General features: G+C 45.0%; 3 protein-coding genes and 1 pseudogene. All 4 read left to right on the top strand.

Going from position 1 to position 7,555, the window contains the following annotated elements; translation table 11 throughout:
* A pseudogene (locus tag ABZB17_RS17990) lies at positions 1-498 on the top strand (glycoside hydrolase); the annotation flags it as partial.
* Positions 499-536: 38 nt separating this feature from the next.
* A complete protein-coding gene (locus ABZB17_RS17995) occupies positions 537-2,426 on the top strand; it encodes a sialate O-acetylesterase (RefSeq protein ID WP_372652190.1) in 1,890 nt (629 codons plus the stop codon).
* Positions 2,427-2,454: 28 nt separating this feature from the next.
* Positions 2,455-3,606, top strand: a complete 1,152-nt coding sequence (locus ABZB17_RS18000; protein ID WP_372652192.1) for an alpha/beta hydrolase-fold protein — start codon at positions 2,455-2,457, stop codon at positions 3,604-3,606.
* A 24-nt stretch (positions 3,607-3,630) separates the two neighbouring features.
* On the top strand, positions 3,631-7,500 hold the full coding sequence (locus ABZB17_RS18005; RefSeq protein WP_372652194.1) for a glycoside hydrolase family 3 C-terminal domain-containing protein: 3,870 nt from the start codon (positions 3,631-3,633) through the stop codon (positions 7,498-7,500).
* Positions 7,501-7,555: the final 55 nt, after the last annotated feature.

Consider the following 7,555-nt stretch of genomic DNA (forward strand, 5'->3'; position numbering starts at 1 on the left):
CGCGTGGACGAAAGCTTTGTGTATGCAAGAAACACACTGACTCAGCGAACTTTTGGTCCCGTAAGTTCGGCCAATACTTTAATGGATGCTTCGAAAATGAAAGATGGCGATTATGCCGGATTGTGTGCTCTGCAAAGAAAGTACGGACAAGTGGGCGTAAAAATGACCGGCGGCGAGAAATTTATTTACATGATAAGCAACGAAACCGATACCCCGGTTGAAATGGAAAGTCTGGCACTAACACAAAACGAAGTGTACTTTAAAATCGACTGCGATTTCCGTGATCGAAAAGATATTGCCCGTTTTTATTACAGTCTCGATGGCAAAAACTGGACAGCAATTGGCGGCCCGTTAAAAATGGAATATACCCTGATGGAACATTTTATGGGCTATCGTTTTGGACTATTTAACTATGCTACGAAAAATACAGGAGGATACGTCGATTTCGATTATTTCAGAATCACTGATAAGATTTCAGCTGACACTCAGAATAAATAAACTATATGATCAAAAAACTAAATCAAAAATGTAAAACAATGAAACTTAAAACTTATGTTCTTCTACTGGCTGCCCTGTTGGTAGTTCAGTTAAAAGGATTTTCGCAAGATGCTAATTTTCATATTTATCTCTGTTTAGGGCAGTCTAATATGGAAGGAAATGCACGTCTGGAACACCAGGATTCATTAAATATTGATGATCGTTTTCAAATGATGTCAGCGGTTGATTGCCCGGATTCAGGGCGTGAAAAGGGGCACTGGTACACAGCCGTACCGCCATTGTGTCGTTGTCGTACCGGATTAACTCCTGCTGATTATTTTGGCAGAACACTAGTTGAAAATCTACCAAAATATATTAAAGTTGGCGTAATTAACGTGGCGGTTGGCGGTTGTAAAATTGAATTGTTCGACAAGGAAAATTACGAATCGTATGTGGAAACAGCTCCGGGCTGGATGATGGGTATGTTAAAACCGTACGATAACAATCCATACGGGCGCTTGGTTGAAATGGCCAAACTGGCTCAAAAAGATGGTGTAATTAAAGGTATTTTGTTACATCAGGGCGAGTCGAATACCGGAGATACCTTATGGCCGCAAAAAGTAAAAAATGTTTATGATAATCTCATTGAAGATCTTGGTTTAAACCCGGCTGCAGTGCCACTTCTGGCTGGAGAAATGGTCCACGAAGATGAAAACGGAGCCTGTGCCAGTATGAATAAAATTATTGCCACGCTGCCCGACGTAATTCCAAATGCGTATGTAATCCCTTCGGTTGGATGCCCGCAACGTGGCGATGGTCTGCACTTTACCGCTGAAGGTTACCGCATGTTAGGGAAACGCTATGGTTTACGAATGCTCTCATTGCTTGATTATAAAAGCGCTGCACCAAAAGTTATCAGAGGCGAGGGTGCTCCACGGGCAAATGCAGGACAACGGAACTTCGGAGGTACAATGCTTCCAGGTGGTCAACGCCCACCAAGACCTCCTCGTCCGGAACCGGAAATAAAAACCGTTTCGCTGGATGAAATTTCCATGAGCGACCCTTTTATTTTTCCTGATAAAACAACACAAACGTATTATTTAACTGGAACTGGTGGCCGTCTTTATAAAAGTAAAGACCTGAAAATGTGGACTGGCCCGTATTCTATAATCGACCTTACAGGAACCTGGATGGATGGCAACTTTATGGCTGCTGCCGAAATTCACCAGTTTGGCGATAAATATTACCTGGCCGGAACCTGGAACGACCACGGGAACCCGATTGAACATGTTGCGCGCCGATATACTGTGCCTACCAACCAAACGCAGCTTTTGGTGGCCGATTCGCCCGAAGGCCCCTTTAAACCATTGGTGCAGGAATATGATTTTTGCCTTGGACCACGCGATTGGGATATTATCGATGGAACACTATACGAAGAGAACGATACTGTTTACATGGTTTTTGTGCACGAGTGGACACAACTGATTGACGGAACGATGGATTATATGCCGCTTTCAAAAGATCTGACGCATCGAACTGCCGAGCCAACTACAATGTTCAGAGCCAGTGAAGCTCCCTGGTCGAAAGAAATGAACAGCATTGGCGAAGCTACTTTTGGAATGAAGATGCCGGGCTGGGTAACCGATGGACCTCAATTGTTTAAAACACAAACCGGAAAATTGGGTATGTTATGGTCGAGCTGGGGCGATAGCCGCTATGCGCAGGGAATTGCCTATTCTGAATCGGGAAGCATAAAAGGCCCCTGGGTTCAGGAAGAGGATTCGTTTAAAGGCGATAACTCAGGCCACGGAATGATCTTTACCACTTTCGATGGAGAGCGGCTTTTTATCATTCATCACGCGGAGGAAAAAGGACCTCGAAAACCTCAGATTTATAAAATTGATGACTCAGGAGATAAACTCATTCTGGGCAAAAGATACAAACTATAACTTAAAACAATAAACCAATAAAATAATCATGAGAAAACTATATATAACATTAGCAGCAATATTGTTTTGTAGCGTTGTTTCAGCCCAGTTTGCGGGCATTCAGCGTGGACAAAAGCCTGAGCCACTTCCCGAAGGTTTTAAACCGTCTTCAACAAATACTTTTCTATCGCGTTATCCGGCGGTAAATGCCGAAACACGCGAGGCTATTTTTAAAGTGGTGGCACCTACAGCACAAAAAGTGCAGGTAGATTTGGCCGGAAAAAAATACGATATGACCAAAGATACCAGCGGCGTCTGGACTTGCAAATCTGATCCGCAGGTGGTTGGTTTTCATTACTATGCTATTCTGCTCGACGGTGTGGCTGTGATGGATCGAAATAGCGAAGCATTTTTTGGAAGTAACTGGGAATCGTCGGGCATTGAAATTCCCGAAGGACCCGAAGGCGACTATTATCGTTTTAATAGAAACATTCCGCACGGACAGGTTCGTTCCATTCATTACTGGTCGGATATCTATGGTTTGGAGCGCCACATCAATGTGTATGTTCCTGCCGAATACGAAGCCAATCCGAATAAAAAGTACCCGGTTTTGTACCTCGTTCATGGTTGGGGCGAAGATGAAAACGGTTGGTCGGTACAAGGCCGCATGGCCAATATTATGGACGGATTGATTGCTGCCGGAAAAGCAGAACCTATGATTGTGGTGATGCCCAGTGGCGATATCAAAACCAATTCCGATGTACGCGAAGCTTCAGGAAATGTAACTGAAATTTTTGCCAAAGATTTGGTACCATACATCGATAAAACTTTCCGTACGAAAACCGACAGGGAAAACCGTGCTATGGCCGGATTATCTCGCGGTGGTTTCCAAACCACAATGACCGTATTCGCCAACATGGATATGTTTGCCTGGATGGGAACATTCAGCGGATTTTTTGTTCGTGGTGATGCAGTTGATGCTTTTAACGGTGTGTTTAAAGATGCCGATGCATTTAATTCAAAAATAAACCTGCTTTTCATAAGTACAGGTACCGAAGAACGGAACCCTAAAGATCAGGTACTCGAACTCAAAGAACACGGTATCGATAATATCGTATTTCACGAATCTCAGGGAACAGCTCACGAGTGGCTGACCTGGAGACGGGCATTGAATGAATTTGCACCGTTACTTTTCAAATAATTGATACATTCAATACTCATAAAAATGTTGAACAAGAACAACAAATTCATAAAAAGAAGCCTGTTTGTATTTGCGGGAGCTTTAGCCATTGGACTATTTATGGCCTTAAAACCTGCTGATGATAAAACAGTGGTTTCTAAAATGCCAATCTACCTGAATACGGCATATTCGTTTGAGGAACGTGCCGCCGATCTGGTTTCGAGGCTGACACTGGAAGAAAAACAAAGCCTGCTTGGAAACAACATGGCGCCGGTACCAAGGTTGGGCGTAAAGGCCTATAATACCTGGAGCGAAGCACTACACGGTGTGTTGGGTTTTGCTGATCCCGGTGCCGGGATTCAGGGGCCGACATCCTTTCCCAATAGTGTGGCACTCGGTTCTGCGTGGGATCCCGAGCTAATCCAGCGAGAGGCTAAAGCTATTTCTGACGAAGCCCGTGCCATTAATGCCACCGGAACAAAAGGGCTTACTTATTGGTCGCCGGTGGTTGAGCCGATCCGCGATCCGCGATGGGGAAGAACAGGTGAATCGTATGGCGAAGATCCGTTTTTGGTGTCACAAATTTCAGCGGGTTTTGTTCGAGGTTTGATGGGGGATGACCCAAATTACCTGAAAACCGTGCCAAGTGCCAAACATTACCTGGCCAACAACAGTGAATTCGACCGGCACGTCAGCAGCTCGAACATGGATAGCCGCGATATGCGCGAATTCTACCTGGCTCCCTACAAAAAATTAATTGAAGAGGACGATTTACCTTCCATTATGTCGTCGTACAACGCGGTAAACGGGGTGCCAACTTCGGCCAGCCCGTATTATCTTGATACGATTGCCCGCAGAACTTACGGAATGAAAGGTTATATTACCGGCGACTGTGCTGCCATTGAAGACATTTATACCGGCCACTATTATGTTGAAACCGGAGAAGAGGCAACGGCACAGGGCTTAAAAGCCGGCGTTGATTCCGATTGTGGAAATGTGTACCAGCGCAGTACCATCGATGCGTATAATCAAGGCCTGATTTCGATGGCCGATATCGACCGCGCACTGCTAAACATTTTTACCATTAGAATGAGAACCGGGGAGTTTGATCCGCCGTCACAGGTTCCGTATGCGCTGTTCCTGCCAACAACCGTTAACTCGGAGGCGCACCGACAGCTGGCAAAAGAAATTGCCACAAAAACTCCGGTGTTGATGAAAAACGATGTGCTGGCAGCAACCAATAGGCAGGCGCTTCCATTATTCCCAAAAGAGTTAAGAAAAATTGCTCTGATCGGGCCACAGGCCGACGAAGTGGAACTCGGCCCTTATTCCGGACGACCCGAAGCCGATAATATGATTTCTCCACTTAAAGGAATTGAAAAATACCTGGAAGAAAAAGGATATGATACCGAAGTAGTACACAGTTCAGGAGGAAATACTTTAAGTAAAAGTAACCTGTTGTATGTGGCAAATTTTGAGCTTTATAAAAGTAACGGTTCAGTTAGTAAACATGATGCTACAAAATACTCTGCAGCCTCGGCAGGAATAACCGTGGGCTCAGGAATGGGCGAAACGGTGCAGGTGAGAACCATTGACGATGGCTCGTGGACAGCCTACGAAAACATTGATCTGGCGGATGTCGACAGCATGGGAATTGTGGTGAATATTCCAACAGAAGGTGGAATTATTGAAGTAAGAGTAGGTTCGCCCGATGGAAACCTGGTGGCTACTTTAAACGCTACCGTTGCTTCAGGAAAACGCGCCGGGGGTGTGTATGGCGGTGGCAGCCTGATGAAAATAAAAGTGAATAAACTGGGTGTTACCGAAGCGCAAACCTTGTATTTCTGTTACTCGGCACCCAACGATGCACCAATTGATGAAAAAACCATTGAAACGGCTAAAAATGCCGATGTGGCTGTGGTATTTGTTGGTACCGATGAAAAAACAGCTACGGAAGAGGCCGACCGTCTTACGCTGTTGCTTCCGGGTAACCAGGTTGATCTGATTAAAGCGGTGGCAGCCGTAAATCCATATACCATTGTTGTTATGCAAACGCTGGGATGTGTGGAAGTTGAGGAATTCAAACATCTGCAAAATATTCCCGGAATTATCTGGGTAGGTTACAACGGGCAGGCGCAGGGCGATGCCATTGCAAGCATTTTGTTTGGCGATGCCAATCCAGGAGGAAAACTCAATGCTACCTGGTACAAATCGTTGAACGATCTTCCGCCAATAACCGATTATACACTTCGCGGTGGAGCTAACAAAAATGGCCGGACATTGTGGTATTTTGATAAAGATGTTTCTTACGAATTCGGATACGGCTTGTCGTATACCACGTTTGAATACAGCAATTTCAGGATCAGCAAAGGCCAAATCACACCAAACGATAAAATTACCATCAGTGTTGATGTGAAAAATACCGGGATCTACGATGGCGACGAAGTGGTGCAGATTTACATGACAACTCCTGAAAGTCCTGAAGAATTGGAGCGCCCAATCAAACGGCTGAAAGGATTTCAGCGTGTTACCATTCCGGTTGGCCAAACCAAAACTGTTGACATCGACATTAACTGCGCCGACCTTTGGTTTTGGGATATGGAAGCGGATAAGATTTCCTATGATCAGGGAAAATATGTATTCGAAATCGGAGCATCCTCAAAAGATATTAAGGGAACAGTAAGCGCCACAATGGGTGGTAAAGCGAATACTGAAATAAAAACAGTTGTTGCCGATTGTGGCACGGTGGTACTCCGAAATGGCGAGAGCGCACAAACCAGTGTTACCGCAGCTTTGACCGACGACAGTTTCTACGACATTGCAAAAGCTAAAGTCGTGTACAGTTCCAATAATCCGCTTGTTGCAGAAGTTGACAAAAACGGAAAAGTAACAGCAACCGGAACCGGCGTTGCTACCATCTTCGCGCATGTTACGGTTGACGGGAAAACAAAATCCGACGGTTTCCCCGTAAAAGTTATGCCCGATCTGAAAGCGGCATCAATAAAAGTAAACAACAAAGCGGTGAAAGGATTCAGCCCGGAAACGGCGCAATACAGTTTCCTGATGAAAACCAGTTCTGATGAGGCACCTGTGGTGGAGGCCTCGGCAAACGATGCGAATGTTGAAGTGAAGATTGAGCAGGCCAATGGCGTGCCGGGAACAGCATCCATTTCGCTGATCGATCACATCACTTTCGATAAAAATGAATACGCCGTGAATTTTGGTGTGGCCTCAGAAAGCGACGAATTTAAAGTTGCAGAATTGGGTAAGCAGTGGAATATTGTTCGCGGGAATGCGGAAAACCTGAGCCTAACAAAACAAGCAGGCTCGCTGGTGATTACCAGTGCCAAAGGGGGTATTGCCGGCGAAAGTAACGATGCTGAAAACATTGTATTGCAAAGTGCCAACACCGATTGGACCATCGAAACAAAAATTGTATGCTCGCGAAAACCTACAGGATTTTCGGAAAATGCAGGTTTGGTAGCTTACCAGGACGATGACAATTTTGTGAAGCTGGTGTATAAAGCCAGTTTTGGAAGAAGAGGATTTGGCCAGGGGGCAGGAGAGCAACCCGGTGCTGTTGAACTCTCGGTTGAATATGGCGGCGATGAAAAATCGGCAGTGAACATCAGCATGGCTGACATCATTAAAGACGACAATACATTGGTGTTAAAACTGGTGAAAAAAGGAGAAACCTACACCGCTTTCTGCTCAGCTGACGGAAAGAAATACGAAGAAGTTGGAACAGCCAATGTTGTGCTGAAAAATATTCAGGCCGGAATGCTGGCTTGCGACGGTGTGATGCCTGCCCGCATGGCACGTTTCAGAAGATTTATGCAGCAAGACAACCAGCCAAAATCACCTTTTGATGTGGCTTTTGATTATTTCAAAATTGAAAACAGTGCATTAAAATAAGCACTTTTTATATACAAATTATGAAGAGAAGAAACCCGATATCAAAACTGTTACA

This window comes from Draconibacterium sp., assembly GCF_041583095.1.
Classification (GTDB): Bacteria; Bacteroidota; Bacteroidia; order Bacteroidales; family Prolixibacteraceae; genus Draconibacterium.

What these genes read in the sequence shown, in the direction of transcription:
- ABZB17_RS17995 (WP_372652190.1), top strand. Translation starts at nt 537, where the DNA reads ATGAAACTTAAAACTTATGTTCTTCTACTGGCTGCCCTGTTGGTAGTT.
- ABZB17_RS18000 (WP_372652192.1), top strand. Translation starts at nt 2,455, where the DNA reads ATGAGAAAACTATATATAACATTAGCAGCAATATTGTTTTGTAGCGTT.
- ABZB17_RS18005 (WP_372652194.1), top strand. Translation starts at nt 3,631, where the DNA reads ATGTTGAACAAGAACAACAAATTCATAAAAAGAAGCCTGTTTGTATTT.